Source organism: Methylobacterium sp. CCH5-D2, from assembly GCF_001556475.1.
GTDB classification, from domain to species: Bacteria; Pseudomonadota; Alphaproteobacteria; order Rhizobiales; family Beijerinckiaceae; genus Methylobacterium; species Methylobacterium hispanicum.
Genome location: NZ_LSIX01001109.1, coordinates 1 through 1,610 on the forward strand (window position 1 = coordinate 1; position 1,610 = coordinate 1,610).

1 protein-coding gene is annotated in these 1,610 nt (G+C 68.2%); it reads left to right on the forward strand.

The window, feature by feature from the left end; translation table 11 throughout:
- The first annotated feature begins 729 nt into the window (after positions 1 to 729).
- The gene (locus tag AX737_RS29945; RefSeq protein ID WP_066927700.1) at positions 730 to 1,413 is read left to right on the forward strand and encodes a hypothetical protein; all 684 of its coding nucleotides are present in this window, start codon (positions 730 to 732) and stop codon (positions 1,411 to 1,413) included.
- Positions 1,414 to 1,610: the final 197 nt, after the last annotated feature.

A 1,610-nucleotide genomic window follows, 5' to 3' on the forward strand; every position in this document is an offset into this window, starting at 1 on the left:
GCTCCACCCGGTTCCAGAAATCGTCGAAAGCGAGGCTGTCGTTGTGACGTGTGAACCGCATCGTTCGGGGTGTCTCTTTCTCTGCCTAGAGGATGCCTGGCCGCGAGCGGCCGGCGCTGTTGCCGTGCAGCGAGCGCGCACGGCGTTTCGAGCGGCGACACGCTGGGTGGCGCCGCGCCGAACGGGTGAGAGGGGGACGGTCTGAGACCGGGAATGAGAAGGTTGCGAAAGTATGACGAAGTACAAATCAACAGTTTGTACGACGACATACGTTTTATTTTGTGTTCGTTTTTGTAAATCGTTTGTTTCTTGTTGCCAAGCTCAAATGCCGAAATGGGGCGATCGTGTGTCAGGGCGGCGAATAGGCGAACTCGACTTTGCGGTGGGTCGGATGGGTCGGCGCCCTGTGCCCGCGTCGTCCCGGCGCGGCCCGGCGTCTGGGTGCGCGGCATTCGGCAGCCTGCCGAGAGGCGTCATGGCGGGAAACACAGTCCCCGGCGCGCAGCCACGACGAGGAATTGCCACGACGGGGAATTGCCACGACGGGGAATTGCCGCGAAAACGCGCGCTGGGGGGATTTGCCGTCGGGCGCTGCGGCGGGACGCGTGTTGCGCACCCTATCGCAGGGCCCGGAACCGGGAGGTCTCGATGCGGTGGGCTCGCCTTCGGATTTCCGCAGCCGCGATTGCGGCGGTCCTACAGATCCCCGGCGTCGCCGTAGCGGATAGATTGGATCTCACCACGACCGAGACGAGAACCGTCGTCTTCATCAGGACGGATCCGGACAAGCTGGCCAAGGCCCTGCCCGCGGGCTGGGCCGCCGTGCCGGGCTCGGGCGCCGCCAAGGACGCGAACCTCGTCCTGATCCTAATCGAGGGGCTCTCCCAGAGCGACGCGGACGGGAAGGCCGCCGCCTATCCCGACAAGTACGCCGTGTGGGGAACCTCGGCGAAGAACGCGCAGAGCGGCGCCGCCGCCTTCATGGTGATCGGCGGGATGATCGCTCCAGCGCAGGCGGCGCCGGGAGCCTATGGCGTGTACAAGCCGGCGAAGGTCGCGATGACCAGGACGGCACGCTCGAACGAGGCCGGCGCCACTCAGGTCGAGGAGACGTGGGACATGGCGACCGAGGGCGACGACCGGCTCAGCCTGAGCGCGCGCTACGAGCGCGGCGTCGCGGCCCGCGCCCACGTGGAGCCCAAGGTGTCCTCGGTCGCCAAGCCGGACTTCTACCGCCTCTACAAGGCGGATCAGGTCTCCGAGTTCGTCTATTCCGTGCCGGCCGGCCGCACGGCGAGCCGCATCGCGCTCAGCGCGAGCGGACCCCTGTTCGCGGGACTTCTCGACGGGGCCGAGGTGGTGGCGGTCGCGACCGTGCCCGCCTACCACCGCCAGATCTACTTGCCCGACTAGGGCATCGGCCCGCCCGCTCCCGGTCGCTCTCGCGAGCGGGCGGCCTGGGCGCCATCTATCCGGGGAAGGAGCCGAACGCCTCGAAGGCGTTGGTGGGCGTTGCGGCGGGCTCGCCCTCGGGCCGGTCCGCGCTCGCGTCGCCGCGGCCCTGCGCGGCCGGGTCCGTGGTCTGCTGTATCGGCTGGGTCGTTGCGGGG